Origin of the sequence: Kluyvera sp. EC_51 (assembly GCF_019584505.1) — a bacterium.
Classification (GTDB): domain Bacteria; phylum Pseudomonadota; class Gammaproteobacteria; order Enterobacterales; family Enterobacteriaceae; genus Kluyvera; species Kluyvera sichuanensis.
Genome location: NZ_VDAG01000111.1, coordinates 1 through 26,134 on the forward strand (window position 1 = coordinate 1; position 26,134 = coordinate 26,134).

Consider the following 26,134-nt stretch of genomic DNA (forward strand, 5'->3'; position numbering starts at 1 on the left):
TTGTCTGATAAATTGTTAAAGAGCAGTGCAACACGGCTTTCGCTCACTGTTGCGAGGTGGCGTATATTACGCTTTCCTCTTTCAGAGTCAAGCGTTTAATTTCGCTTTTCTCTGTCAAGATTCTCAGGAGAATCTCGCTGACCCGGCGGCTTGTTTGCCGTTGTTCCGTCTCAGTGGGGCCGCATTATAGGGAGTTAATTCAGGCTGACAAGAGGAAAAATGCATTTTTCTTTCAACCGCTCACCTTTTCGCCTTTTTGCCGCTTATTTCTGCTTCTTGATAGCTGCAGGCAGGTCTGCAAGGCTATTAATCACCCAATCCGCGGCTTTTTCCGCTTCTTCGGTGACAGGTTTCCCCGTACGCACCAGCACTTTAGTACCCACGTTCGCCGCAGTAGCTGCCTGCATGTCTTCTACTTTGTCACCGACCATATAAGAAGAAGCCATATCAATGTGCAGAAACTCCTGCGCTGATTTGAACATTCCCGGATGCGGTTTACGGCAATCACACACCTGGCGGTACTCTTCTACGGTTCCCTGCGGGTGATGCGGGCAATAGTAGATGCCGTCGAGATCGACACCGCGGTCTGCGAGAGACCAGTCCATCCATTCCGTCAGCGTTTCAAACTGTGCTTCGGTAAACTTCCCGCGAGCAATACCAGACTGGTTAGTGACCAGCACCAGCGCATAGCCCATCTCTTTTAATGCGCGCATGGCGTCGATAACGCCATCAATAAACTCAAATTCATCGATTTCATGAACGTAGCCATGATCGACATTAATCGTGCCATCACGATCGAGAAAAATAGCGGGTACAGACTTTGCCACCGTGTTGCTCCTGAATAAGGCATGTATTCTTAGTATCGCATGTTTCGACAGGCAAGAAAGCGTCGATCGCATAAATCAGATTGATTTAGCCGTCTAGATGCCTTAACATCCGTTTTGTTGACGGTCATCGCCCGTCTCTGGCAGAAGAAAATGCCACGGATAACTCCTAACCGATAATAAATAATCTAATGATTAAACTTTCGAATATCACCAAGGTGTTCCAGCAGGGCCACCGCACCATTCAGGCGCTGAACAACGTTAGCCTGCACGTGCCTGCGGGACAAATTTATGGCGTCATTGGCGCATCCGGTGCAGGTAAAAGTACGCTGATTCGCTGCGTCAACCTGCTTGAACGCCCGACTGAAGGCAGCGTTCAGGTTGGCGGCCAGGAACTTACCGCACTGTCCGAAGCGGCGCTGACCAAAGCGCGTCGCCAGATTGGCATGATCTTCCAGCACTTTAACCTGCTCTCTTCACGCACGGTGTTTGGCAACGTTGCGCTGCCGCTGGAACTCGATAACACGCCTAAAGATGAAGTAAAACGTCGCGTCACTGAGCTGCTGGACCTCGTCGGTCTGGGCGACAAGCATGATAGCTACCCGGCGAACCTGTCCGGTGGGCAAAAACAGCGCGTGGCGATTGCCCGTGCGCTGGCCAGCAACCCGAAGGTTCTGCTGTGTGATGAAGCCACCAGCGCGCTGGATCCGGCAACCACTCGCTCCATCCTCGAGCTGCTGAAAGACATTAACCGTCGCCTGGGCCTGACGATTCTGCTCATCACCCACGAAATGGATGTGGTAAAGCGCATCTGCGACTGTGTAGCGGTTATCAGCAACGGCGAGCTTATTGAGCAGGATACGGTGAGCGAAGTCTTCTCTCATCCGAAGACCCCGCTGGCACAGCAGTTTATTCAGTCCACGCTGCATCTGGATATTCCAGAAGATTACCAGGCGCGTCTGAAAGAAGCGCAGACTGCCGATAGCGTACCGATGCTGCGCATGGAGTTTACCGGCCATTCGGTAGATGCTCCGCTGCTGTCGGAAACCGCACGTCGCTTTAACGTGAACAACAACATTATTAGCGCGCAGATGGATTACGCGGGCGGCGTGAAGTTCGGCATTATGCTGACGGAGATGCACGGCACGCCTGAAGATACGCAAGCAGCCATCGCCTGGCTGCAGCAACACCATGTAAAAGTAGAGGTACTGGGTTATGTCTGAGGCCATGATGTGGTTACTGGCGCGCGGCGTCTGGGAAACGCTGGCGATGACATTCGTGTCGGGCTTTTTCGGTTTCGTGATTGGTCTGCCGGTCGGCGTGCTTTTATATACCACGCGTCCGGGGCAAATCATTGAGAATGGCAAGCTCTACCGCATTCTCTCTGCGCTGGTGAATATCTTCCGTTCCATCCCGTTCATTATCCTGCTGGTATGGATGATTCCATTTACCCGCATTATTGTCGGTACCTCTATCGGCCTGCAGGCAGCGATCGTTCCGCTGACGGTCGGTGCGGCACCGTTTATTGCACGTATGGTGGAAAACGCCCTGCTGGAAATCCCGACCGGGCTGATTGAAGCTTCCCGCGCAATGGGCGCCACACCGATGCAGATCGTGCGTAAAGTCCTGCTGCCAGAAGCGCTGCCAGGCCTGGTGAACGCGGCAACCATCACGCTGATTACGCTGGTTGGCTACTCCGCGATGGGCGGTGCCGTCGGTGCCGGCGGTCTGGGCCAGATTGGCTATCAGTATGGCTACATTGGATATAATGCTGTAGTGATGAATACAGTACTGGTATTGCTGGTCGTTCTGGTTTATTTAATTCAAGTATCTGGCGATCGTATCGTTCGGGCAGTCACTCATAAATAGCGTTACACACAACACAACTCAAAAGTTTAAGGATATAAGCATGGCGTTCAATTTTAAAACCTTTGCGGCAGTTGGAGCCCTGATTGGTTCTCTGGCACTTGTTGGTTGCGGCCAGGACGAGAAAGATCCAAACCACATTAAAGTCGGCGTGATCGTCGGTGCAGAACAGCAGGTTGCTGAAGTTGCGCAGAAAGTCGCGAAAGAAAAATATGGCCTGGACGTTGAGCTGGTTACCTTCAACGATTACGTTCTGCCAAACGAAGCGCTGAGCAAAGGCGACATCGACGCCAACGCCTTCCAGCACAAACCATACCTGGATCAGCAGATCAAAGACCGTGGCTACAAACTGGTTTCCGTTGGTAATACCTTCGTTTACCCAATTGCAGGCTACTCCAAGAAAATCAAATCTCTGGATGAACTGCAGCCGGGCTCCCAGATTGCAGTGCCAAACGACCCGACTAACCTCGGTCGCTCCCTGCTGCTGCTGCAGCAAGTGGGCCTGATCAAACTGAAAGATGACGTGGGTCTGCTGCCAACCGCGCTGGATATCACTGAGAACCCGAAAAACCTGAAGATTGTTGAGCTGGAAGCTCCACAGCTGCCACGTTCCCTGGACGATGCGCAAATTGCTCTGGCCGTTATCAACACCACTTACGCCAGCCAGATCAACCTGACCCCGGCGAAAGACGGTATCTTCGTTGAAGGTAAAGACTCTCCGTACGTGAACCTGATCGTGACCCGCGAAGATAACAAAGACGCTGAAAACGTGAAGAAATTCGTTCAGGCTTACCAGTCTGACGAAGTGTACGAAGCAGCGAACAAAATCTTTAACGGCGGCGCTGTTAAAGGCTGGTAATCGCATTACCGCTAAGCAGTATCTTTCAAGACGGGCGCATGCCCGTCTTGTCATTTATGCAAGCACCTGATTCAATAGCCCCTCTGGTCTACCCTTTATAGAGGAATTACTATGCGTGCTTTACCGGTCTGTTTATTAGCGCTCCTGTTAGGTGGCTGTTCCATGCTAAACAGATCTCCTGTTGAACCTATTCAAAGCACTGCGACCCCCGCAAAAACGGAGACCGCGAAACCTAAAGCGCCCCGCGCTACGCCGGTGAGAATTATCACCAACGCTGAAGATCTGGTCGGTAAACCATTCCGCGATCTGGGCGAAGTCTCCGGTGATTCATGCCAGGCCACTAATCAGGATTCACCACCGAATATTCCAACTGCACGCAAACGCATGCAGATTAACGCCTCTAAAATGAAAGCCAATGCGGTGCTGCTGCACAGCTGCGAAGTCACCAGCGGTGCGCCTGGCTGCTACCGTCAGGCAGTATGCGTCGGTTCAGCCCTTAACGTCAGCGCACAATGAGCCCATTCGTTTTTGAACAAATAGGCGTTATCCGTTCTCCTTATAAAGAGAAGTTTGCCGTACCTCGCCAGCCAGGGCTGGTCAAAAGCTGCAGCGGTGAGCTGCACCTGCTGCCCCCCTACAACCAGGCCGATGCCGTACGCGGCCTGGAAGCGTTCAGCCATCTGTGGGTGCTGTTCGTTTTCCATCAGACGATGGAAGGCGGCTGGCGCCCCACGGTACGACCGCCTCGCCTCGGCGGAAATGCACGGATGGGTGTATTCGCCACACGCTCAACCTTCCGTCCGAACCCTATCGGAATGTCGCTGGTTGAGCTGCGCGGCGTTCGCTGCCAGAAAGAACACGTGATTCTTGAACTCGGCGGGCTCGATTTAGTGGACGGTACACCGGTAGTCGATATTAAACCCTACCTGCCGTTCGCCGAGTCGCTTCCTGACGCGCGCGCCAGCTACGCTCAGGATGCGCCGCAGGCCGATGTTGAGGTCACTTTCAGCGATGAGATTGCCCAGCAGCTTATCGGTCTGGAAAAACGCTATCCGCATTTACGTCATTTTATTGCCGAAGTGCTGGCCCAGGACCCGCGTCCGGCCTATCGTAAGAACGAGGAAGAGGGAAAAACCTACGCCGTCTGGCTGCTGGACTTTAACGTCCGCTGGCGCGTAACACCGTCAGGATTTGAGGTCTTTGCCCTGGAAGCCCGGTAATTTCTCCGCGCTCTCTTTTGACATCCCTTTCTCGCTGGTAAACTAAATCACTTTTGTTTTTGTGCCAGGCTCGACTTGAGCCTGTTCGATCGTTCAACTGGAACCGTAACAACATGCGTACTAGCCAATACCTGCTCTCCACTCTGAAGGAGACACCTGCCGACGCCGAGGTTATCAGCCACCAGCTGATGCTGCGCGCTGGGATGATCCGCAAGCTGGCCTCCGGGTTATACACCTGGCTGCCGACCGGCGTGCGCGTCCTGAAAAAAGTCGAAAACATCGTGCGTGAAGAGATGAACAACGCCGGTGCGATCGAGGTGTTAATGCCGGTAGTTCAGCCTTCTGAACTGTGGGAAGAGAGCGGCCGTTGGGAACAGTACGGCCCGGAACTTCTGCGTATTGCAGACCGTGGCGATCGTTCATTCGTACTGGGTCCAACCCACGAAGAAGTTATCACCGACCTGATTCGTAACGAGCTGAGCTCTTACAAACAGCTGCCGCTGAACTTCTATCAGATCCAGACCAAATTCCGTGACGAAGTGCGTCCACGCTTTGGCGTGATGCGTTCCCGCGAGTTCCTGATGAAAGATGCTTACTCTTTCCATACCTCTCAGGAATCCCTGCAGGAAACCTACGACGCGATGTATGCGGCCTACAGCAAGATCTTCAGCCGTATGGGTCTGGATTTCCGTGCAGTACAGGCTGATACCGGTTCTATTGGCGGCAGCGCTTCCCACGAATTCCAGGTACTGGCGCAGAGCGGCGAAGACGATGTGATCTTCTCTGACTCTTCCGACTTCGCGGCAAACATCGAGTTTGCTGAAGCCGTGGCACCGAAAGAACCTCGCGCAGCGGCTACCCAGGAAATGACCCTGGTCGATACGCCAAACGCGAAAACCATCGCTGAGCTGGTTGAGCAGTTCAATCTGCCAATCGAGAAGACCGTGAAAACGCTGCTGGTGAAAGCAGTTGAAGGCAGCAAGTCTCCGCTGGTTGCCCTGCTGGTTCGCGGCGATCACGAACTGAACGAAGTGAAAGCGGAAAAACTGCCACAGGTAGCCAGCCCGCTGACCTTCGCCACAGAAGAAGAGATTCGTGCACTGGTGAAAGCCGGTCCAGGCTCTCTCGGCCCAATCAACATGCCAATTCCGGTCATTATCGACCGTACCGTTGCCGTGATGAGCGATTTCGCAGCCGGCGCTAACATCGACGGTAAACACTACTTCGGTATCAACTGGGATCGCGACGTGGCGACGCCAGAAGTCGCTGACATTCGTAACGTGGTTGCCGGTGACCCAAGCCCAGACGGTAAAGGTACGCTGCTGATTAAACGTGGTATCGAAGTGGGCCACATCTTCCAGTTGGGTACCAAGTACTCCGAAGCGATGAAAGCCTCCGTACAGGGCGAAGACGGCCGTAACCAGACCCTGACCATGGGCTGCTACGGTATCGGTGTGACTCGTGTGGTTGCCGCTGCTATTGAGCAGAACTTTGACGACCGCGGCATCGTATGGCCAGACGCCATTGCACCGTTCCAGGTTGCCATTCTGCCAATGAACATGCACAAGTCCTACCGCGTTCAGGAGCTGGCTGAGAAGCTGTACGCTGAGCTGCGCGCGCAGGGTATCGAAGTGCTGATGGACGACCGTAAAGAGCGTCCAGGCGTGATGTTCGCCGATATGGAGCTGATCGGTATTCCTCATACCATCGTGCTGGGCGACCGTAACCTCGACAACGACGATATCGAATACAAATACCGTCGTAACGGCGAGAAGCAGCTGATTAAAACCGGCGACATCGTGGATTACCTGGTGAAAGCCATTAAGGGCTAATCCGCTCGATGCCTTCCCGGCGTCGGCGTTACCGCCTCGTCCTGGCGACAAAAAAGCCTCGCATTTGCGAGGCTTTTTATTTGTGCTTATCCCGGTCTATAAATACCGTTATTTCGCGCTGGTACAGTCTTTACCCGGGGCAAACGTCCCGGCTTTGTCGGTCGCCAGCGTTTTCACCATCGCACCGGTATCAGGATTCGGTTCAACGGTAAAGTGCCCTTCGACCACCAGCAGAATCGGCTTGCTGTCGCTACCCTGTGCGGCGGCGTAATCACGTTCCAGCTGCGCGTTATTGGCTACCGCCACGCGCTGCCCCGTAGCGCAGTCGGTGAAGGTGGCCGCATCGGCCATATAGAAGTACATTCCGCGCATCGCCATCGGCGTGGTTGGCAGGCTAGCTTTCACCGGTTCCAGCGTGTAGTTAAGCTTTGACTCGATCGGATTACCTTCGCGGTCAAGCATCTCCAGCTTTTCGCCCTTCGCGCGATAGTAAGACTTCTCGCCTTCGCTGTCGGTCAGCACCAGCTTATCGGCGGTGCGCGCCCAGGTACCGTAGGAGCCAAATGATGACGGCTCGCGGCTCACGCCCTGGTAGCGTTCGTTCATCACCCAGGTACCGTCCTTCTCGAGGAACAGCGAGGTTTCAATGCCTTCGCAATCAGCGCAAGGGATCACCCCGCGCCAGCTTTGCTGCATCGGCGTCAACTCTGCCGCCTGAGTCGGTTTCAGGGTCTTCACTTCCGAATGATTGCATCCGAAAAGCCCAAACAGCATCCCCGTAGCCGCAATGGCCAATATCGCTTTTTTCACCCTCAATTCCTTATTCTTATTACATCCACGTCCGGCTTAATAGCGAACTTTACCGCGCAAGTTTTTTACTGAAGACTTTTGCGCTTTCGACGTTAGCCGCCGCTCCTTCGATGCCCGGGTTGGGCGCGTTGGTCGTCGGCTTTTTTGTTCTGCAGTCAGCGTCTGGATAACCGAAACCAGGCGAGCGATCGCCGCTTCACGGTTCATTTCCTGACTGCGGTACTCCTGCGCCTTAATAATAATCACACCATCGGCAGAAATTAAGTGGTGGCTGGCTTCGAGCAGGCGCTCTTTATAATACTCTGGCAGGCTGGAGGCCCGGATGTCAAAACGCAGGTGAATTGCCGTTGAGGTCTTATTCACGTGCTGACCGCCCGCTCCCTGCGCCCGGATGGCGGTAATCGTCAACTCCGTGTCCGGAATACTCACCTGCCGGGAGATAACAATCATGCCGGCAGTTGCCACGGCGTCAGATGAATTTCCAGATTATTCTGAGCGTCAGAAAGCCAGATCGCGCATTCCTGAATCGTCGCCTGTAGCGTCATAGTACGCTCGGCAAAGGCACTCAGCTTCGCCAGCTGTTCGTCGTCGAGGTACCAGATCGTCAGGTTTTTAAAGCCCGCCATCTTGTTCTGGTTCTGCTGCCACCAGATTTCCGCAGCACGACTATTGTAGGTGAACAACGCCACCTCCTGAGACAAACTGCAGGCTTTTTTAATCCGACGATCGTCCGGCAGACCCAGTTCAATCCACAGATCGATGCCAAGGTGATCGTTACGTAACCACACTTCCGGCTCGTCTTCAGAAGAGAGCCCACGGGTAAACTGCAGACGTTCATTCGCGTACTTAATCCACGCCAGCAGGCGCAGCATCATGCGCTCCTGGGTTTCGGAAGGATGGCGAGCCAGCGTTAACGACGCGTCCAGAAACTGGTTGCGGTCGAGATCCGCGACATTCACCACCGCTTTATAAATTGTTGCTTTCAGCGCCATGACTTCACTCCTGCGAAAAATGGGGGTCATTGTAGCGAAATCAGGGCCAAAAGGCTGTCCTGAATTGCATCCGCCATCACTCATCCCGCTGATAATGCTTAAATGAGTATGATATAGTCACCTTGCTAAACAGAGATTATCTTCATAGGCTTATTGAAGCGCAGACAGGAGGGCACGTGGGCAACTATTGTGAGTTGATTCGTCAACGCTACGCAGAGATTGCGAGCGGTGATTTGGGGTATATCCCGGATGCGCTAGGTTGTGTACTGAAAGTGTTGAACGATGTTGCGGCGGATAATGCCATTTCCGAATCAATCAGGGAAAAAGCCGCGTATGCGGCGGCAAACTTACTGGTGAGCGATTATGTCGATGAATGATACTTATCAACCCATCAATTGTGATGACTATGACAATCTTGAGCTCGCCTGCCAGCACCACCTCGTCCTGTCACTGGAGCTGAAAGACGGCGAAGTGCTGCAAGCCAAGGCTCATGATCTTTTATCGCGTAAAAACGTGGAATATCTGGTCGTCGATAGCGCGGGTGAACTGCGCGAACTGCGCCTCGACCGTATTACCAGCTTCAGCCACCCCGAAATCGGGACCGTGGTCGTTAGCGAATCATGATTCAATCACGGGCGGCGTCGCTGCCCGTTTTATCCCACCTCAGCGCAATGCCCTCACCTGCTTCACACGCCCCGTCGACCGTCACAAAGCCACCGGCAGCCGCAATAAGCGTTTCACCATAAAACAACAACGGCGTGGTATCGCGCAGCCAGGGCGGCACGCCCAGTTCCTGCCAGATTTTCTTTAGCTTACGGCCGCCATGACGCCCGACAATATGCAGCATCCCAGGCGCTTTAAACCGCACGGAAACCGGTTCATCTGCCTGCGGTGGGCGAATATCGCCTCCGGCGATGCAGTGCAGTTCACCGAGTTCCCCCGGCAGCGCCAGCGGCATTGTTCGGTCAGCCCATTCCAGCACCGATTCCGTTTGCCCCTCAAGCGCCTTCACCCACCACAGCTGCTGCTGATAGCGGCGAATCTCGAAGTTGCCCAGACGCAGGCAAGGCGTCGCGTCTTCCCGCGCCAGCGCTACCTCCTGCCATACCCGCGCGAGCATCTCACGCGAAGGCATCGGCGCACCGTGCCACGCCAGCCAGCGGCGCAAAATCGCCGCCCGTTTTGGCGCGCTCATTGCCATCATCGGTTCGATGGTCAACGTCCCGGCATCCGTACGCAGCCGTGCAAGCTCATCGGCCAGCAGCTCATCCAGCAGTTGTTCCTGCTCACCGCAGAGCGCCGCGCTTCTGGCCGCCGCTTCGGCAAAGTGGGGCCAGCGGGCGTTGAGTAACGGTAGGACGCGCAAACGCAGGAAATTGCGGTCGTAGGCGTCGTCCTGGTTGCTCTCATCCTCAATCCACGTCAGCGCATGCGTCTGCGCCCACTGCTGCAACGCCGCACGGGTTTCCTGTAGCAACGGACGAATGAGTTGCGAATCGCCAAACGCCGTATGCGTTGGCATCGCCGAAAGTCCGGCGGGCCCGCTGCCGCGTTTAAGCGCTAACAGCAGGGTTTCACTTTGATCGTCCAGATGCTGTGCAGTGACCAACACTTCACCCGGCATAAGCACCTCGCGAAACGCCTGATAGCGCGCGGTTCTGGCTTCCGCTTCCAGCCCAATGCCACTCTGCGCCAGTGTCACCCGCTCCACCAGCAGCGGCACCTGCCATTGCGCGCAGACCTGCTGACAGTGTTTTACCCAGCTATCGGCGTTCTGGCTAATACCGTGGTGAATATGGATCGCGCGCAGCGATACCGTTGGCTCCTGCCGTCGCCAGCAGACCAATTGGTGCAACAGCACCGTTGAGTCGAGGCCACCGCTGAACGCCACCAGAAACTGGCGGTGCGGTGAGAGTCGTTGCGCGATCGAAGATGATGTCATAGCGATATCGTAATGGGAGATATAGCCCGGCACGTTACCGGGCCGGGCGCTCAGTGGCAAGCCTTACTGCTGGTAGAGCTCCAGCGGCAGACCGTCTGGATCATTGAAAAAGGTAAAACGCTTATCGGTAAACGGGTCGATACGGATCTCTTCACAAGCCACGCCGTGCGCCTCAAGGTGCGCCACCGCCGCATCAATGTCATCGACGCTAAACGCCAGATGACGCAGACCGCAGGCTTCCGGGCGGCTTGGACGCGCTGGCGGAAACGGGAAGGAGAACAGCTCAATCACATACTGACCGTTTAGCGCCAGGTCGCCTTTCCATGAATCACGCGCTTCCCGATAGGCTTCGCTTTGCAGCGTAAAGCCCAGAATGTCGCAGTAAAAGGACTTACTCTTAGCGTAATCGGCCGCAATAATGGCAATGTGATGAATCTGTTTTAATCCCAGCATTGTTTGTCTCCGTTAACCGTTTATCAGCACGTTACTCGTGCAGGCCGTTATCACGCAACCCCTCAATGGTTTTTTAGGACTCTCACATGGTAGACGCCATTTTCATCGCGTTTTGCACCGTGAATATCGGTCTCAAAGCCAGGATAATGTCGCCCAACGGAGCAGAGCATCAGCAGGAAATCGAGTACCGAACGGCTCTCTTCGGTGATCATCTCACCCGGCATCAATAGCGGTACGCCCGGCGGATACGGCAGGATCATATTGGCCGAGACGCGCCCCACCAGATCTTCCAGCGCTACCGTTTCCACCTCGCCTTTGATCTGTTTCTGCCACGCCCGATGCGGGGTGAGCTTCATCTCCGGCAGCACGTCAAAGGCACGCAGCATCAAGCGCGGGAGATCGTGCTGGCGAATCAGGCGGTGGATCCCCTGCGCCAGATCCTGAATACGCATATTGCGATAGAAGTCCGGATCTTCGGCGTAGAGATCCGGCAGCATATTTTTGACCCGCAGGTTAAGATCGTAGGCGCGCTTAAACTCGGTGAGCCCACGCAGCAGCCCCATCGCGCGAGTTTTATCGATCCCAATGCTAAATAAGAACAGCAGGTTGTACGGCCCGGTTTTTTCCACCACTACGCCGTGCTCATCGAGGTATTTCGCCACCAGCGCGGCGGGGATCCCTTCGTCGCTCATATTGCCTTGTTCATCCATCCCTGGCGTCAGGATCGTCACCTTCACCGGGTCGAGGAACATATGATCGGCGTCAGCATCGCTAAAGCCGTGCCATTCTTCACCAGGTGACACCGGCCAGCATTCTGCTTCGTCGATGGCTTCCGGCTGCCAGATATCAAAGAACCAGCTGTCCGACTCTTCGCGCAGGCGCTGAACCTCTTTACGAAAATGCAGCGCGCGTTCCACCGAGCGATTGATAAGCCTTTTTCCGGGGTTACCGCGCAGCATGGCCGCCGCCGTCTCTATCGAGGCAACGATCGGGTAGCTTGGCGAGGTGGAGGTGTGCATCATAAAGGCTTCGTTGAAGGTGTCTTCGTCGTAGTCACCCTTAATGTGGATTAAAGAGGCCTGTGACAGCGCCGCCAGCATCTTGTGCGTGGACTGGGTTTCGAAGAAAACCTTGCCCGGCACCCGCTCGCCGCTCATGCCGCTTTTGCCCTGATAGATCGGGTGGAAATGGGTATAGGGCACCCAGGCCGAGTCGAAGTGAATCGACGGTACATCCAGCGTCTGTTTAATCCAGTTGGTGTTATACAGCAGGCCGTCGTAGGTGGAGTTAGTGATCACCGCGTGCACCGGCCACTCGGCGCCATCGGTGCTGTTCACCTTCTGCTGCAGGCTGTCGCGGGTAAACTCGCGCTTCGGAATGCCGCCAAGGATCCCCAGCGCATTGCGCGTCGGCTTCAGCCATAGCGGCACAACGTCGTTCATCATCAGCAGATGTGCCAGCGACTTATGGCAGTTGCGGTCAATCAGCAGCGTACTGCCGCTCGGTGCGGCGTACATACCGACGATTTTGTTCGAGGTTGAAGTGCCGTTGGTCACCATGTAGCTCTGCTCGGCGCCAAAGGTGCGGGCGATATACTCTTCGGCTTCAAGGTGCGGCCCGGTGTGATCCAGCAGTGAGCCCAGCTCGGTGACGGAAATCGACACGTCAGCCTTCAGGGTATTGGCACCGAAGAAATCATAGAACAGGCAGCCCACCGGGCTTTTCTGGTAGGCCGTCCCACCCATATGCCCCGGCGTGCAGAAAGTGTATTTACCTTCCGTGACATAGGTAAACAGCGCTTTGGTGAACGGCGGCGTGATGTTATCGAGGTATTCGTCGGTGTACTGCCGAATGCGCGTGGCGATATCGTCGGCCTGACCCAGCGCATACTCAAAGAACCACAGCGCCATGCGCATGTCGTGCGCACTAACGTCCATCGTCGAGTGGTTATTGATAAAAGCGTAGAGCGGCAGATATTCATTAAGATGATTAATCTCGCCGCAGAGATCGACGCTGTATTCGTCCCAGTCAAAAATCACCCCGCAGATACGCGGGTTGTGTTCGATAAACTTCAGCAGGTCGGCACTGTTCTGTGGCCAGATAATTTTGAAGCCTTGCGCCAGCAGTGCGCCTTCCAGCTCCTTAATCGGTTCGTCTTTGTAGTAGACGCCGTGCGGGCCCATAATGGCGATAATATTCATGCGTTCCTCCTGGAAATCCTTTACCTATCATAGCGCAGGTAGAACGCAGACAATAAAAAAGGGCCACAAACTGTGGCCCTTTTCAGCAAGGTCTTAACGAAATCGTTAGGCGTAGCCGTAGCTCATCAGGCGCTGATAGCGACGGTTCAGCAGATCTTCTTTGCTCAGCACGTCGAGATCCGCAAGGTCAGCCAGCAGCTGTGCCTTCAGGGATGCCGCCATGACTTCTGGGTTACGGTGTGCGCCACCCAGCGGTTCAGGAACGATAGAGTCGATAAGCTTCAGCTCTTTCAGACGTGGCGCAACGATGCCCATAGCTTCTGCTGCCAGCGGTGCTTTGTCGGCGCTCTTCCACAGAATGGACGCACAGCCTTCCGGAGAGATAACGGAATAGGTGCTGTACTGCAGCATATTCACTTTATCGCCCACACCGATAGCCAGCGCGCCGCCGGAGCCGCCTTCGCCGATAACGGTACAGATAACCGGTACGCTCAGACGAGACATTTCACGCAGGTTGCGTGCGATAGCTTCGGACTGACCGCGCTCTTCTGCGCCCACGCCAGGGTAAGCACCCGGGGTGTCGATGAAGGTAATGATAGGCATGTTGAAGCGCTCTGCCATCTCCATCAGACGCAGGGCTTTACGGTAGCCTTCAGGTGCCGGCATACCGAAGTTACGGCGAATCTTCTCTTTGGTTTCGCGACCTTTCTGATGACCAATGATCATCACCGGACGACCGTCCAGACGTGCGATACCGCCAACGATAGCTTTATCGTCAGCATAGGCGCGATCGCCCGCCAGTTCGTCAAATTCATCAAACGCCAGGCGGACATAATCCAGGGTGTACGGGCGCTGCGGATGGCGCGCCAGTTGGGCTACCTGCCATGCGCCGAGATCGGCAAAGATTTTGCGCGTCAGCTCTACGCTTTTTTCACGCAGACGATGCACTTCTTCGTCGATATTAATATCCAGTTTCTCATCCTGACGGCTAACCGCAGTCAGAGAATCGATTTTCGCTTCCAGCTCTGCAATCGGCTGTTCAAAATCAAGGAAATTCAGACTCATAGTATTCCTGTATTAGTCAAACTCCAGTTCCACCTGCTCCGAACCGATGAGGCCACGCAAATCGTTGAGTAAACGATCGCTCGGAGAGACACGCCAGGTTGCACCGAAACGCAACCGCGCACGTGCATCCGCCCTCTGATAGTAGAGATGTACTGGAATGGTTCCCGAACGATGGGGTTCCAGAGACTGACGGAGTCGGTTTAAAAGCTGGTCATCAATTTGCCTGTCCGTCAGCGAGATAGCAAGCCCGCGAGCGTATTTTTCCCGGGCTTCGTCAATGTCCATCACTTCGCGGGCCATCATTTTAAGGCCGCCGCTGAAGTCATCAAAGCTGACCTGTCCGCTGACGATAAGTATGCGGTCGTTTTCCAGCAGATGCTGGTATTTTTCCAAGGCTTCGGTGAATAACATCACTTCTAGCCGTCCAGATCGGTCATCCAGGGTGCAGATACCGATACGATTGCCTCTCTTGGTGACCATAACCCTTGAAGCAATCACGAGCCCCGCAGCCGTGGTCACTTTACCACGTTCTGTCGGATGCATGTCTTTCAGGCGATAGCCGCCGACATAGCGCTCAATTTCTTTGAGATACTGGTTAATCGGATGACCCGTTAAGTATAAGCCTAACGTTTCCCGCTCACCTTCCAGTACCGTGTGTTCAGGCCAGGGTTGGCAGTTCGCATAGGACTGCTCAATTTGCTCTGGCTCTTCGGCCAACACGCCGAACATATCTGCCTGACCAATAGCTTCCGCTTTCGCGTGCTGGTCAGCTGCTTTTAACGCATCGCCCAGCGAATTCATCAGCGCGGCGCGGTGTGGGCCAAGGCGGTCAAACGCCCCGGACATGATCAATTTTTCCAGCACCCGGCGGTTGAGCTTTTTGGTATCGGTGCGCGCGCAAAGGTCAAACAGCTCGCGGAAGTAGCCGCCGTTATTACGCGCTTCGATGATCGCTTCAATTGGGCCTTCACCCACGCCCTTAATCGCGCCGATACCATACACGATTTCCCCGTCATGATTAACGTGGAAATGATATAAACCGGAATTGATATCCGGCGGAAGGATTTTTAGCCCCATTCGCCAGCATTCATCCACCAGACCAACCACCTTCTCGGTGTTATCCATATCGGCGGTCATTACCGCTGCCATAAACTCAGCGGGATAGTGCGCTTTCAACCACAGCGTCTGATAGGAGACTAAAGCATACGCAGCGGAGTGCGATTTGTTAAACCCGTAACCGGCGAATTTCTCTACCAGGTCGAAGATTTTCATCGCCAGTTCGCCATCAACACCGCGACTTTTCGCCCCTTCTTCAAAGGTGCCGCGCTGCTTGGCCATTTCTTCCGGCTTTTTCTTACCCATTGCACGACGCAGCATATCCGCGCCGCCGAGGGTATAGCCGGAAAGCTCCTGGGCAATCTGCATGACCTGTTCCTGATACAGGATAATGCCATACGTGGGTTCCAGCACCGGCTTCAGGCATTCATGCTGCCACTGTACGTCCGGGTAAGAGATCTCTTCACGCCCGTGCTTACGGTCGATAAAGTTATCTACCATCCCCGACTGCAGCGGACCCGGGCGGAACAGGGCCACCAGTGCGATCATATCTTCGAAGCAGTCAGGCTGCAGACGTTTAATCAGGTCTTTCATGCCGCGGGATTCAAGCTGGAAGACCGCGGTGGTCTCCGAGCGCTGCAGCATATCAAAGCTTTTCTTATCGTCGAGCGGAATGGCCGCGATATCCAGCGGCGGCTCGCCGTTACGCTCACGCCGGGCGTTGATCATCTCCAGCGCCCAGTTGATGATGGTGAGCGTACGCAGGCCGAGGAAGTCGAACTTCACCAGACCGGCATATTCGACATCGTTCTTATCGAACTGGGTAACCGGGTGCAGACCCTGCTCATCGCAGTACAGCGGCGCAAAGTCGGTAATTTTGGTCGGTGCGATCACCACGCCACCGGCGTGTTTACCGGCGTTTCGGGTGACACCTTCAAGCTTACGCGCCATATCAATTAGCGCGCGAACCTCTTCATCCGCCCCATAAATTTCCGGCAACTGCGGTTCAGCTTCAAAAGCTTTCGCCAGCGTCATCCCGGGATCGGGCGGCACCAGCTTAGAAATACGGTCAACGAAGCCGTACGGGTGGCCCAGAACGCGGCCTACGTCGCGGATAACCGCTTTCGCTGCCATGGTACCGAAGGTGATGATCTGCGATACCGCATCACGGCCGTACATCTCCGCTACGTGCTCGATAACCTGGTCACGTTTCTCCATGCAGAAGTCGACGTCGAAGTCGGGCATCGAGACACGTTCCGGGTTAAGGAAGCGTTCGAACAGCAGGTCAAACTCCAGCGGATCGAGGTCGGTAATTTTCAGCGCATAGGCCACTAAAGAACCGGCACCGGAACCACGCCCCGGCCCAACCGGCACGCCGTTATCTTTTGACCACTGGATAAACTCCATCACGATCAGGAAGTAGCCGGGGAAGCCCATCTGGTTGATAACTTTAAGTTCTATCTCCAGACGTTCATCGTACGGCGGGCGCTTCTCTTCGCGCACTTTCGGATCGGGGAACAGAAATGCCAGACGCTCTTCCAGGCCCTCGCGTGATTTGACGACGAGGAAGTCCTCAGTGGTCATATCGCCGGTCGGGAACTGCGGCAGGAAGTACTCGCCCAGACGCACCGTGACGTTACAACGTTTGGCGATTTCAACGGTGTTTTCCAGCGCTTCTGGGATGTCTGAGAACAGCTCGCACATCTCGTCTTCGCTGCGCATATACTGTTGCGCGGAGTAGTTACGCGGACGTTTCGGATCGTCGAGGGTAAAACCATCGTGGATGGCGACGCGGATTTCATGTGCGTCGAAGTCGCCCGGCTCGAGGAAGCGCACATCGTTGGTCGCCACCACCGGCAGGCCGCGCGTTTCCGCCAGCTCTACCGCCGCATGCAGGTAAGATTCTTCATCCTGGCGGCCGGTACGAATCAGCTCGAGGAAATAGCAGTTTGGGAAATGTTCTTCATAAAAATCAACGCACTGATCCACCAGCGCCATATTGCCACGCAGCAGGCTGCGTCCGACGTCGCCCATACGGCCGCCGGAGAGCAAAATCAGCCCCTCTTTCAGCTCAACCAGCCAGTCACGATCGATGATCGGGCCCGCCGCACCGTAGCCGCGCTGGTAGGCTTTGGAGATGAGCAGCGTCAGGTTCTGGTAGCCAGTATTATTGGCCGCCAGCACCGTTAAATGGGTAAGTTCGTCGCCGAACAGCTCGCTCTGAACGTTAAAATCCGCGCCGACGATCGGCTTGATCCCGGCGCCGTGGCCCGCTCCGTAGAACTTCACCAGGCCGCACAGGTTGGTAAAATCGGTGATCGCCAGCGCAGGCATGCCAAGCGCGGCCGCCTTTTTCACCAGCGGCCCGGTTTTTGCCAGCCCATCGATCATGGAGTAGTCGCTATGCACCCGTAGGTGCACGAAACGTGGTTCAGCCATCTTTAGATTCCGGTTTACTTATTCACGACACACGAATCAGGACGCAAGTCCCAGTGCACGTTTGACGGGAGCGAAGCTGCGTCGATGATGCTCGGTAGCGCCATATTGCGCCAGCGCTTCCAGATGGAAGGCGGTTGGATAGCCCTTATGCTGGGCAAAACCGTACTGCGGGAACACTTTATCCAGCTCGGTCATTTCGGCGTCTCGCGTGACTTTAGCGAGAATAGACGCGGCGCTGATTTCCGCCACTCGGCTATCGCCTTTCACTACCGCCATAGACGGCATTGGCAGCGCCGGGCAGCGGTTACCGTCGATCAGCACATATTCCGGCGGGATAGCGAGCCCGGCAACGGCGCGCTGCATCGCCAGCATGGTGGCATGCAGGATATTCAGTTCGTCGATTTCATGCGGCTCCGCACGGCCAAGGCTCCAGCACAGCGCTTTCTCTTTGATTTCATCAAACAGCGCCAGGCGGCGTTTTTCGCTCAGCTTTTTGGAGTCGTTCAGGCCGACAATCGGACGCGCAGGGTCGAGGATGACCGCTGCCGTCACCACCGCGCCAATCAGTGGGCCACGGCCCACTTCATCCACACCCGCAACTAAATGGGTATGGGGATATTCAAATTCAATCATTGTGCAAGCTCCAGTACCGCATCTGCCGCCTGCTCATCCGCATTGCAGCGAATCTGCAGGTGCAGGTCGCGGAACGTATCGTGCATCGCGTGGCTGGTCTTACCGTTTGCCAGCAGCGGCTGCAGCGCATCGGCTAATGCCTGCGGCTGGCAGTCGTCCTGCAACAGCTCTTTCACCAGCTCGCGGCCGGCGAGCAGATTTGGCAGAGAGACGTAGTCGGTTTTCACCAGGCGCTGCGCCAGCCAGAAGGTGAACGGCTTCATACGATAGCCGACGACCATCGGGCATTTCGCCAGCATGCACTCTAGCGCCGCCGTCCCGGAGGCCAGCAGCGCGGCATCGCTGGCGATCATCGCTTCACGCGCCATACCATCCAGCATATGGATGGAGAGATCCGGTGCCACTTCGGCCTTGATACGTTCAAACTGTTCGCGACGCTTTGCATTCACCAGCGGGACCACAACCTCAAGGTCAGGATACTGCTGACGCAAAAGCTGCGCGGTTTTTAAAAAGTCAGCGCTGAGCATTTCCACTTCAGCACCGCGGCTACCGGGTAACAGCGCCAGGCAGTGCACGTCGTGGGCAATGCCCAGCGTATCCCGCGCGGCATTTTTATCCGGATCGAGCGGCATGGCATCCGCCATGGTATGACCGATAAAGCGGCACGGGACGTTAAATTTGTCATAAAACGCTTTTTCAAAAGGCAGAAATGCGAGCACCAGGTCGGTGGCTCTGCCAATTTTGAAGACGCGTTTCTGTCGCCAGGCCCAGACGGACGGGCTGACGTAGTGAATGGTTTTGATCCCCTGCTTCTTAAGGTTGCCCTCAAGAGTGATATTGAAATCGGGGGCATCAATGCCGACAAAGACGTCGGGCTTGAGATCGGTAAAGCGTTTGGTCAGATCGGCGCGGATGTGCAGCAGACGACGCAGTCGCCCCAGCACTTCAACGATGCCCATCACCGCCAGCTCTTCCATTTCGTACCAGGCTTCGCAACCTTCAGCCTGCATGCGTGGGCCCGCAACGCCAACAAAACGGGCGTTGGGAACTCGCGCCTTGAGGGCGCGAATCAGCCCTGCACCAAGAATATCGCCGGAGGTTTCTCCGGCGACCAGGGCAATCGTTAGCGGACGCTGCTCAGACATTAACGAATCAGGCCACGCGTAGAGCGGGCGAAGAAATCGCTAAATGGCTGAACTTCCGGATACTGCTTCGCCAGTTCGGCGATTTCCGGTTTCACTTCGTCCAACGTTTTGCCACTGCGGTACAACGCTTTATAGGCGTTGCGGATCGCGGTGATTGCTTCGCGGCTAAAGCCGCGGCGCTTCAGGCCTTCGATGTTGACGCCAAACGGCGTCGCGTGGTTGCCCTGAGCAATAACGTACGGTGGAACGTCCTGAGCAACGCCAGAACAGCCGCCAACCATCACGTGCGCACCAATAATGCAGAACTGGTGCACGGCGGTCATGCCGCCGATGATAACGAAATCATCAAGCGAGACGTGGCCCGCGAGCGTGGCGTTATTGGCAAGGATGCAACGGTTACCTACAGTGCAATCGTGCGCCACGTGGGCGTTGATCATCAGCAGGTTATCGCTGCCCACCTTCGTCAATCCACCGCCCTGTACCGTGCCACGGTGAATGGTGACGCTTTCGCGAATGCGGTTGCGATCGCCAATTTCCACGCGAGTTGGTTCACCAGCATATTTCAGGTCCTGGTTAACTTCCCCGATAGAGGCGAACTGATAGATCTCGTTATCACGCCCAATAGCGGTATGGCCGTTAACAACAACGTGAGACTTCAGTACGGTGCCTTCGCCGATAACGACGTTTGGCCCCACAATACAAAACGGGCCAATGTGGGCATTAGCGCCGATAACGGCACCGTCTTCCACAATGGCGGTAGGATGGATAAAGGCGGTTTTATCAATCACGGATCAGGCCTCCCGGCTACGCGCACACATCATCGTCGCTTCACAAACCACTTTACCGTCTACCAGCGCAACGCCTTTAAAGCGAGTCAGGCCACGGCGAGTTTTCTCGAAGGTGACTTCCATAATCATCTGATCGCCAGGCACAACAGGACGCTTGAAGCGCGCTTCGTCGATGCCAGCAAAGTAGTACAGCTCGCCCGGCTCCAGTTTACCAACGCTTTTAAACGCCAGAATACCTGTTGCCTGTGCCATTGCTTCCAGAATCAGCACGCCCGGTAAAATCGGTTTGCCAGGGAAGTGGCCCTGGAAAAACGGCTCATTTACGGAAACATTTTTCACTGCGCGCAGAAAACGACCTTCTTCAAAATCCAGCACGCGGTCTACCAGTAAGAACGGGTAACGGTGCGGCAGAAGTTCTAAAATCTCTTCAATGTGCAGAGTATGAGTGTCAGTTGTCAAAATACTCTTCCTGTCAAAATATACTAAGGGGCAATAATAACACGGCCTGCCGGATTACAAGAATGCCGACAGGCCGGAAAGTATTATGCGATACAGATGAAAATTAGTCTTGATTATCAAGCTTGCGTTCTACTGCTTTGAGACGCTTGCTCATTTCATCAATATTCATCACCAGTGCGGCAGTTTTGCGCCATGCCTTATTAGGCTGGAGCGGAATACCCGACGAGTAAACGCCTGGTTCGGTAATAGGACGCATGACCATGCCCATACCGGTTACTGTCACTTTGTCGCAAATTTCCATATGACCGTTGATGACGCTGGCACCGCCAATCATGCAATAACGACCAATTTTCAGGCTACCGGCCATGATAACACCGCCTGCAACCGCGGTATTGTCGCCAATCACCACGTTGTGCGCAATCTGGCACTGGTTATCAATGATAACACCATTGCCGATCTGCGTGTCATCAAGCGCACCGCGGTCGATCGTCGTACAGGCGCCGATCTCTACGCGATCGCCAATAATGACGCGACCAAGCTGAGGGATCTTCACCCAGTTGCCACGATCGTTGGCATAGCCGAAACCATCCGCACCGATCACGGTGCTGGATTGGATAAGGCAATTCTCACCGATCTCGACTTCGTGGTAAATGGTGACGTTAGCCCACAGACGTGAACCCGCGCCAATTTTCGTTTTTTTACCAACGAAACACCCCGCCCCAATCACAACGTTATCGCCCAGCACAACGTCTGACTCAATCACCGCATTCGCGCCGATGGAGACGTTGTTACCGAGTACCGCAGACGGACTAATGACCGCGCTCGGGGCAATAGCTTGCGCCGGCTGTGGCGTGGTATCTAAAATTTGAGCCATGCGTGCGTAAGTCAGGTAGGGATTCTTCACTACCAGCGCAGCGCCTTTGGCAAAAGGCAGTAAATCTTGCGTCAGGACAATCGCCGACGCTTCGCACGCAGACAGGTGATCACGGTACTTAGGGTTAACCAGAAACGTGATTTGACCCGCTTTAGCGGATTGCATGGACGCGACAGCGGTGATGACGATATCGCCATCACCGTGTAATTCCGCATCCAACTGCTGAGCTAAGTCAGCCAGTCGAATTGAAGGCATTACTTATTTAACCTGTTTCAGTACATCAGCGGTGATGTCTTTCACATCGCTGCTGTTGAATGCAACGGCGTTAGCATCAACAACCAGGTCAATGCTCTGGCTGGCAGCAACGGATTTCACAGCAGTCTGGATACGAGTAACCAGTTTGCCACGTTCTTCGTTGGTGCGACGCTGACGGTCCTGTTCAAAGGACTGTGCTTTCTGGGAGAAAGTCTGACGCTGGGAAGTGATGTCTTTTTCCAGCTTGGTGCGATCGGCACCTGCTTTCATAGACTGCAGACGCTGCATTTTAGACTGCAGGTCACCTTCCATGCGCTGAAGTTCGCCAGCACGGCCTTTGAATTCGTTTTCCAGGGTACTGGAAACGCCAGTTTTCTGTGCAACTTGCTGGAACAGGCTACCCATATTAACAATTGCAATTTTGTCTGCTGCTTGAGCAGATGCAGCCATTGCTAAACCCAGACCTGCAGCGACTAACCACTTTTTCACAATAATACTCCTTACCATCCCATATGTACCCGAGGGTACTGTTCTTTTGGTGGCCGAAGCCACCTTGACGCTATCGCCTAATGCCAGCAAAACTACACTGAACTTGCATTCCTTTGCAAAGAGCAATTACCAGGTTTTACCAATGTTAAACTGGAACTGCTCGGATTTGTCTCCCTCGTATTTCTTATACGGCTGGGCGTAGGAGAAGACCAACGGCCCTAATGGGGACATCCATTGTAATGCGATACCCGCGGACATACGGATATTGCTCGGATCGCTGTAGTCTGGAACGCCCGCATTTTTCATAGCAGTCGTGTTCTGCCAGTTGGTGTCCCAAACGGTACCCGCATCCCAGAAGAATGAAGTACGCACCGAGTTCGCGTATTTATCGCTGATAAACGGCGTTGGGACGATCAGCTCAAGGCTGGCCACACCCATGGCGTTACCACCGACCGCATCGTCAGAGTTACAGTAAGTGCCGCTCTGCTGATCGCAGTTATCCAACCCTGGCCCACCGTTATAGACCGCTTTCGGACCAATGGTGTTGGACTGGAAGCCACGCACGGTACTGGAACCACCGGCATAGAAGTTCTCATAGAACGGCAGTTCTTTACCGCCTAAACCATCACCGTAGCCCCACTTGGTACGCCCCAGAACCACCCACTTGTGATCGTCATCCAGCGGGAAGTAGGATGCCGTATCCAGCGTAACTTTATAGAACTCGTTATCGGAGCCCGGGATAGTGACTTTACCGTTCAGGTTGACGCGCGAGCCGTCCGTCGGGAAATACCCGCGGTCGAGTCGGTTATAGGTCCAACCGTAGTTAAAGGTGAAGTCATCTGCCGTAAACCCGTTATTGTCGCTAGTCGTACCCGGGTTCTGACCGATTGAATTCAGATAACGCCACATCGCCACCTGCGGTTCCATATTGGACAGGTCGTTGTGGACGTAGCCCAGACCCGCACGCAGTGAGTTGTATTCGTTAATCGGGAAGCCCAGCGTACCGTCTACACCATAACTTTTGTTGGTATAGGACGACAGGTCAGCATCATCCGCTTTAAAGTCATTGTAGAAGAGACGGCCACCAAGGCTAACACCATCCACCGTAAAGTACGGGTTGGTCACAGAAAGTTCGGTATAGGTCTGGTAGTCGTTCTTGGTACCGTTGATACCGACAGAGTAACCGGTACCTAACCAGTTATCCTGCTGAACGCCTGCCTGGAAGCTCACGCCGCTTTCCGTACCGTAGCCCACACCGAAGTTGAAGCTACCGGTATTACGCTCTTTCACCTTGTAAACCACATCCACCTGATCCGGGCTGCCCGGCACGCGTTGGGTTTCGGTGTCGACGGTTTCAAAATAGCCCAGACGGTTCAGACGATCTTTACCCTGGTCGACTAAATCACCGCCCAGCCACGCCCCTTCCATCTGGCGCATTTCGCGACGCAGAACGGAATCTTTCGAGGTGTCGTTGCCTTCAAAGCGAATGTTACGCACGTAGAAACGGTTACCCGCATCAACGTTGATATGCAGCTTAACGGTTTTATCCGTGTCGTTGATTTCAGGCTGAGACTGTACGCGTGGATACGCGTAGCCGTAGCGACCAAGAAGTTTCTTAATGTTATCTTCCATTTTGGTCACTTTCGCGCCGTTATAGAGCTCACCTGGTTCAATCTTGGTCAGGCCTTCAATTTCAGCCGAATGCCCCGCCAGGTTACCCGTCACCTGCACGCCAGACAGTTTGTACTGGTCGCCTTCGGTGATGTTAACGGTGATGTAGATGCCTTTTTTGTCCGGCGTCAGGCTCACCTGCGTGGAATCGATGTTGAAACGGGCGTAACCGCGATCCAGGTAGTAGCTGCGCAGGGTTTCAAGGTCGCCCGCCAGCTTCTGTTTCTGGTATTTACGATCGCCGACCACGTTCCACCACGGCACTTCGTCGCGCAGCTGGAAGGTTGAGATCAGATCTTCGGTACTGAACGCATGGTTACCGACGATGTTGATCTGTTGAATCTGGGCGGAAACCCCTTCCTGGAAGACCAGCTTCAGGTCGACACGGTTACGCGGCAGTGGCGTAACAACCGCCTTCACGCTCGCGCTGTACTTACCGACGCTGTAGTAGAAATCTTCCAGTCCTTTTTCGATATCGGACAGGGTTGTACGGTCGAGAGATTCACCAACACGGACACCTGAAGCCTCAAGGTTCTGCTTCAGCATGTCATCTTTCACCGACTTGTTGCCGGAGAAGGTGATGCTGGCGATCGTTGGGCGTTCTTTGACCTGCACCAGTAACACATCGCCGTCTCTCAGAACGCGAACGTCCTCAAAGTTGCCCGTGGCAAACAGGGCGCGAATAGTGTTACTGATATCATCATCAGAGACGGTATCGCCAGGACGTACTGGCATACTGAGAAGGGCCGCACCAACAGCGACACGCTGCAAGCCTTCGAAATGAATGTCCTTCACTACGAACCCGTCAGCACCGTATACGGTTGCGCTGCTAAACAGCAGCGACGCTATAAGCAACTTTTTCATCGCCATCGTTATTATGCGTTCTTCCTAACTAACTCTCTTACAACCGAGAGAAATCATTGAAAAGTGCAAGCCCCATTAACATCATCAGCAGGATCGAGCCGATGCGGTAACTAAAGTCTTGAACTCGCTCGGATACCGGGCCGCCTTTCAGCTTCTCAATCGCTAAAAACAGCAAGTGTCCCCCATCTAATACAGGGAGCGGGAACAGGTTGATTATGCCTAAATTCACGCTGATGAGTGCAAGAAACATCAGGTAGTAAATCAGCCCATACTCCGCAGACATCCCAGCCCCCTGGGCGATCGAAATCGGCCCACTGAGGTTGTTCAGTTTGACGTCACCGGTGATCAATTTTCCCAGCATACTGACGGTCAGCTTCATCAACTGCCCGGTTTTTTCCGTGGCTTCGACGATAGCGCTGAACGGTCCATACTGGCGCACTGTTTTATATTCCTCAGGCAGCGGGATAACCTTTGGTACTACCCCTGCAAACCCTTCTGTTTTTCCGCTACCGTGTTTTGTATCCGGTATCAGAGTTAAAGACAAGAGACTCCCCTGCCTTTCGATCTCTAGCGGTAATGCCTTGCCTGGATTGTCACGCACCAGCGTGACAAACGTCATCCACTGCGTCAGCGGTTGACCGTTGACTGTAACGATCCGATCCCCTGCTTGTAAACCGGCTTTACGCGCCGCAGAGTCAGATTGCACTTCTGCCAGCACCGGTTCAATTTGCGCACCACGAGGATGAATACCGAGCGTCGTGACCGGGTCTTGCTTATCCGGCTCGAACGCCCAATGACGCAGATTAAGGATTTTATCCTGCCGCTGGTCGCTGCCGAAAGGGGCTACGGTGAGGGTGGTACTGTCATCACCAATTTTCGCCACTAACGCCATGCGCACAGCATCCCAGTCAGGCGTTTCGATACCGTCAACGGCTTTTAGTTCCGTGCCTGGTGCAATTTGTGCTTCTGCGGCGATGGAGTTGGCGGTTATTTCGCCAACTACCGGACGAACAGCCGGGACGCCGATGATAAACACCAGCCAATAGGCGAAGATAGCAAAGAGGAAGTTGGCGATAGGCCCGGCAGCAATAACGGCGGCACGCTGGCCGACCGTTTTGTGATTAAACGCCATATGGCGCATCTCGGGTGCCACCGCGTCAACGCGCTCATCAAGCATTTTGACGTAGCCGCCAAGCGGGATAAGGGCGATAACAAATTCGGTGCCGCGTTTGTCCACGCGGCGCCAGAGCGCTTTACCAAAGCCTATGGAAAAGCGCTCTACACGGATACCACAGCGCCGAGCGACCCAGAAATGACCAAATTCATGTACGGTGATCAATATCCCTAGCGCGATAATAAACGCGGCAAGGTTCCAGAGAATGCTCAGCATAAGTCCA

Annotated in this window: 25 protein-coding genes; 8 read left to right on the forward strand and 17 right to left on the reverse strand. The window is 54.6% G+C overall.

The features are described from left to right. Positions 1-263: 263 nt before the first annotated feature. Positions 264-827 (reverse strand): D-glycero-beta-D-manno-heptose 1,7-bisphosphate 7-phosphatase, encoded by a 564-nt coding sequence (gmhB, locus tag FHC49_RS21490; protein ID WP_185669200.1) that lies wholly within the window; start codon positions 825-827, stop codon positions 264-266. Positions 828-1,015: 188 nt separating this feature from the next. On the opposite strand from gmhB, the gene metN reads away from it, so the two are divergent. The 6 genes from metN to proS all read left to right on the forward strand — a co-directional run bounded on the left by metN (position 1,016) and on the right by proS (position 6,601). Further along, positions 1,016-2,047: a methionine ABC transporter ATP-binding protein MetN gene (metN, locus tag FHC49_RS21495; RefSeq protein ID WP_220440821.1), complete on the forward strand. Its 1,032-nt coding sequence runs from the start codon at positions 1,016-1,018 to the stop codon at positions 2,045-2,047. After that, positions 2,040-2,693 carry a methionine ABC transporter permease MetI gene (locus tag FHC49_RS21500; protein WP_185669202.1) on the forward strand — a complete coding sequence of 218 codons (654 nt, stop codon included), beginning with the start codon at positions 2,040-2,042 and terminating at the stop codon, positions 2,691-2,693. The genes metN and FHC49_RS21500 overlap by 8 nt, the downstream gene beginning before the upstream one ends. A gap of 40 nt (positions 2,694-2,733) precedes the next feature. Continuing rightward, a complete protein-coding gene (metQ, locus tag FHC49_RS21505) occupies positions 2,734-3,549 on the forward strand; it encodes a methionine ABC transporter substrate-binding lipoprotein MetQ (protein WP_035891986.1) in 816 nt (271 codons plus the stop codon). Between the two features lie 111 nt (positions 3,550-3,660). Continuing rightward, a complete protein-coding gene (gene rcsF / locus FHC49_RS21510) occupies positions 3,661-4,065 on the forward strand; it encodes an Rcs stress response system protein RcsF (protein ID WP_185669203.1) in 405 nt (134 codons plus the stop codon). Further along, a complete protein-coding gene (gene tsaA / locus FHC49_RS21515; protein WP_220440822.1) occupies positions 4,062-4,769 on the forward strand; it encodes a tRNA (N6-threonylcarbamoyladenosine(37)-N6)-methyltransferase TrmO in 708 nt (235 codons plus the stop codon). The genes rcsF and tsaA overlap by 4 nt, the downstream gene beginning before the upstream one ends. A gap of 113 nt (positions 4,770-4,882) precedes the next feature. Beyond that, positions 4,883-6,601, forward strand: a complete 1,719-nt coding sequence (gene proS / locus FHC49_RS21520) for a proline--tRNA ligase (protein WP_185669205.1) — start codon at positions 4,883-4,885, stop codon at positions 6,599-6,601. Positions 6,602-6,709: 108 nt separating this feature from the next. On the opposite strand, the gene nlpE is transcribed toward proS, so the two are convergent. Genes nlpE through FHC49_RS21535 form a run of 3 tightly spaced genes read right to left on the reverse strand, consistent with a single transcriptional unit; the run spans position 6,710 to position 8,403 of the window. Further along, positions 6,710-7,411, reverse strand: coding sequence for an envelope stress response activation lipoprotein NlpE (gene nlpE / locus FHC49_RS21525; RefSeq protein ID WP_185669206.1), 702 nt, complete (start codon positions 7,409-7,411; stop codon positions 6,710-6,712). Positions 7,412-7,447: 36 nt separating this feature from the next. Then, positions 7,448-7,861: an alternative ribosome rescue aminoacyl-tRNA hydrolase ArfB gene (gene arfB / locus FHC49_RS21530; RefSeq protein ID WP_185669207.1), complete on the reverse strand. Its 414-nt coding sequence runs from the start codon at positions 7,859-7,861 to the stop codon at positions 7,448-7,450. Then, complete coding sequence (locus tag FHC49_RS21535; protein ID WP_220440823.1) at positions 7,858-8,403, reverse strand: YaeQ family protein; 546 nt, start codon at positions 8,401-8,403, stop codon at positions 7,858-7,860. The genes arfB and FHC49_RS21535 overlap by 4 nt, the downstream gene beginning before the upstream one ends. Positions 8,404-8,579: 176 nt before the next feature. On the opposite strand from FHC49_RS21535, the gene FHC49_RS21540 reads away from it, so the two are divergent. Beyond that, positions 8,580-8,780, forward strand: a complete 201-nt coding sequence (locus tag FHC49_RS21540; protein WP_035891979.1) for a YaeP family protein — start codon at positions 8,580-8,582, stop codon at positions 8,778-8,780. Then, positions 8,767-9,027: a Rho-binding antiterminator gene (rof, locus tag FHC49_RS21545; RefSeq protein WP_035891978.1), complete on the forward strand. Its 261-nt coding sequence runs from the start codon at positions 8,767-8,769 to the stop codon at positions 9,025-9,027. The genes FHC49_RS21540 and rof overlap by 14 nt, the downstream gene beginning before the upstream one ends. A 1-nt stretch (position 9,028) precedes the next feature. Here the strand turns inward: rof and tilS are convergent, their stop codons facing one another. The 13 genes from tilS to rseP all read right to left on the reverse strand — a co-directional run bounded on the left by tilS (position 9,029) and on the right by rseP (position 26,127). After that, on the reverse strand, positions 9,029-10,345 hold the full coding sequence (gene tilS / locus FHC49_RS21550; RefSeq protein WP_220440824.1) for a tRNA lysidine(34) synthetase TilS: 1,317 nt from the start codon (positions 10,343-10,345) through the stop codon (positions 9,029-9,031). Positions 10,346-10,408: 63 nt separating this feature from the next. Continuing rightward, entirely contained in the window at positions 10,409-10,798 is a 390-nt protein-coding gene (locus FHC49_RS21555) for a VOC family protein (protein WP_185669209.1), read from the reverse strand. Between the two features lie 62 nt (positions 10,799-10,860). Further along, positions 10,861-12,999, reverse strand: a complete 2,139-nt coding sequence (gene ldcC, locus FHC49_RS21560) for a lysine decarboxylase LdcC (RefSeq protein WP_220440825.1) — start codon at positions 12,997-12,999, stop codon at positions 10,861-10,863. 105 nt (positions 13,000-13,104) lie between these two features. Then, on the reverse strand, positions 13,105-14,064 hold the full coding sequence (gene accA / locus FHC49_RS21565; RefSeq protein ID WP_220440826.1) for an acetyl-CoA carboxylase carboxyl transferase subunit alpha: 960 nt from the start codon (positions 14,062-14,064) through the stop codon (positions 13,105-13,107). A 12-nt stretch (positions 14,065-14,076) separates the two neighbouring features. After that, the gene (gene dnaE / locus FHC49_RS21570; RefSeq protein WP_220440827.1) at positions 14,077-17,559 is read right to left on the reverse strand and encodes a DNA polymerase III subunit alpha; all 3,483 of its coding nucleotides are present in this window, start codon (positions 17,557-17,559) and stop codon (positions 14,077-14,079) included. 36 nt (positions 17,560-17,595) lie between these two features. Continuing rightward, complete coding sequence (rnhB, locus tag FHC49_RS21575) at positions 17,596-18,192, reverse strand: ribonuclease HII (RefSeq protein WP_220440828.1); 597 nt, start codon at positions 18,190-18,192, stop codon at positions 17,596-17,598. Beyond that, complete coding sequence (lpxB, locus tag FHC49_RS21580) at positions 18,189-19,337, reverse strand: lipid-A-disaccharide synthase (RefSeq protein ID WP_185669213.1); 1,149 nt, start codon at positions 19,335-19,337, stop codon at positions 18,189-18,191. The genes rnhB and lpxB overlap by 4 nt, the downstream gene beginning before the upstream one ends. Next, complete coding sequence (lpxA, locus tag FHC49_RS21585) at positions 19,337-20,125, reverse strand: acyl-ACP--UDP-N-acetylglucosamine O-acyltransferase (RefSeq protein WP_220440829.1); 789 nt, start codon at positions 20,123-20,125, stop codon at positions 19,337-19,339. Before lpxA ends, lpxB begins: the two co-directional genes overlap by 1 nt. Before the next feature lie 3 nt (positions 20,126-20,128). Then, positions 20,129-20,584, reverse strand: a complete 456-nt coding sequence (gene fabZ, locus FHC49_RS21590) for a 3-hydroxyacyl-ACP dehydratase FabZ (protein ID WP_004145858.1) — start codon at positions 20,582-20,584, stop codon at positions 20,129-20,131. Between the two features lie 103 nt (positions 20,585-20,687). Further along, entirely contained in the window at positions 20,688-21,713 is a 1,026-nt protein-coding gene (lpxD, locus tag FHC49_RS21595) for a UDP-3-O-(3-hydroxymyristoyl)glucosamine N-acyltransferase (protein ID WP_185669215.1), read from the reverse strand. 3 nt (positions 21,714-21,716) lie between these two features. Then, complete coding sequence (skp, locus tag FHC49_RS21600) at positions 21,717-22,202, reverse strand: molecular chaperone Skp (protein ID WP_035891968.1); 486 nt, start codon at positions 22,200-22,202, stop codon at positions 21,717-21,719. Positions 22,203-22,328: 126 nt separating this feature from the next. Further along, entirely contained in the window at positions 22,329-24,743 is a 2,415-nt protein-coding gene (bamA, locus tag FHC49_RS21605; protein WP_185669216.1) for an outer membrane protein assembly factor BamA, read from the reverse strand. Positions 24,744-24,774: 31 nt separating this feature from the next. Further along, positions 24,775-26,127 (reverse strand): sigma E protease regulator RseP, encoded by a 1,353-nt coding sequence (gene rseP / locus FHC49_RS21610; RefSeq protein ID WP_185669217.1) that lies wholly within the window; start codon positions 26,125-26,127, stop codon positions 24,775-24,777. Between the last annotated feature and the right edge of the window lie 7 nt (positions 26,128-26,134).